This window comes from Stenotrophomonas sp. STEN022, assembly GCF_056760155.1.
Genome location: NZ_JBRREG010000191.1, coordinates 1 through 1,727, shown reverse-complemented (window position 1 = coordinate 1,727; position 1,727 = coordinate 1). Strand labels below are relative to the sequence as shown.

2 protein-coding genes are annotated in these 1,727 nt (G+C 62.7%); both read left to right on the top strand.

The features are described from left to right. The first annotated feature begins 119 nt into the window (after positions 1 to 119). On the top strand, positions 120 to 1,076 hold the full coding sequence (locus tag ACVOMF_RS20860) for a hypothetical protein (protein WP_481510970.1): 957 nt from the start codon (positions 120 to 122) through the stop codon (positions 1,074 to 1,076). Then, positions 1,073 to 1,627 (top strand): GTP-binding protein, encoded by a 555-nt coding sequence (locus tag ACVOMF_RS20855; RefSeq protein ID WP_481510971.1) that lies wholly within the window; start codon positions 1,073 to 1,075, stop codon positions 1,625 to 1,627. Before ACVOMF_RS20860 ends, ACVOMF_RS20855 begins: the two co-directional genes overlap by 4 nt. Positions 1,628 to 1,727: the final 100 nt, after the last annotated feature.

Here is a 1,727-nt window from a genome sequence, read left to right as displayed (position 1 = left end):
GTTCTCCGTCTCCCAACTCCCTACGTCCCCAGCGCTGGCACCGCCCCCCCCCGGCCCCCCCCCCCCCCCCCCCCCCCCCCACGCCGATAGAGCTTCGACTCACAGACTTGATCGACACCATGAGTGCACCCGCCCGCAAAATCTCTGCCGCCGTGATCGGCTGCCAGGGTTTGGATGTCCTGCACATGATGCGGCTGAAGGTTGCCAGCTCGTTGCTGATGGCCGAGTACATCCAGGCCGAGGTGCAGGAGTGGAATCACCAACCTGTGGATCTGCTGGTGGCCTGCATCGATGACAGCAATGGCCAGCAGTTGCTGCGCGAGGCCAACCAGCAGGGTTTGCCGGTGTTGGCGGTCACGCGCAAGATGCTGTCGGGTCTGACTATTCCGGGCGTGGCCTATGGCGCCAGCGTCCGCGACATTTTCCAGCAGTTGCGACAGCTGCTGTTGGCGTCTGATGACAGTGGCGAGCGTTTCAAGCCGCGCACGCTGTTCCGCAGTTTGAGTGGCAGCAGGGGCAAACCCTGTCTTCTGCACATGGGCCTGGTCAAGCTGCTGATCGATGCCACGCATACGCGGGTAACCCTGCTGCGCGATCTGCCCTACGAAAATTTTCTCAAGGCCGCCGCCGAGCCGGGTTGGACCCTGTCGCAGCTGGGCAGCGCCGAGTCGGTGGATGAATGCATGGCCGACGCGGTCAGCACCCATGCATTCGAGGATTTCTGCTGGCAGGCGGCAGCGCTGTCGCCGGAGCCGCTGCTGCAACGGGAGAGCGCAAGCCCCTGTCAGCTGCGCGGCTGGCCCGAGGTCGAGACCGGTAAACTGCCGGTGCAATGGCTGCTGCCGATGGCGGCGATGATGCTACGGCCTTGGCAACCGGGTGAACTGGCGCAAGCGACCGGCACGTCGCTGGATGATATTGCCCGTATCATGGCCGCGGCGGCCTGTACCGGGCTGCTTGATGGCAGTGGCGCCGAGGCTGTACCCGTGCAGGGTTCGGGCAACAAGGTGTCCGGTTTCTTCACACGTATCGCCAAGCGATTCGGGCTCAATTTTTCCAAGGGGCTTCAGGTCTGACGGCTATGGCAACCAAGTTGGTTTTTGTCGGTGAAATGGGTGCGGGTAAAACGACTGCGATCCGGTCGATCTCGGACATGGAACCGATCAGCACGGAAATGCCGATCAGCGACGAAGCGGCGCTGGAAGCATTCGAGGATAAATCGCATACGACGGTGGCGCTGGATTACAGCTCCATTGAACTGGGTGATGGTGAGTTGCTGCACGTCTATGGCGTGCCGGGCCAGGCCTACCTGGATTTCATGTGGCCGATCGTGGCGGAAGGCGCAATTGGCGTGATCGTACTTGTGAGCGCACTCAACCCGCGCGCGCTGCCAAGTACGTTGACACTGCTGGAGCGTTTCCGTGCGTTGGCACCGGATGCCTGCTTTGCCGTGGGCGTGACCTGCCAGGACCGCGAGCCTGATTTCAGTTTCAGCGAATTCCGCAACGCCTTGGCCGGCGAAGGCCACCGCCTGCCGGTGATGTGGGTGGACGCCCGCGAAACCAGCCAGGTCGATTTCCTGATCAAGGCACTGCTGTCCTGCCGCTATGCCGAAGCGATCGCCTGAGCTGGCGGTGGTGTGGGTTGTTGGGGGGGTGGGGGACCCGCAGAGAACACGGGTGGAAGGGGGGGGGTGGTGGGGAGAGGATCTAAAAAGAACAGAGATG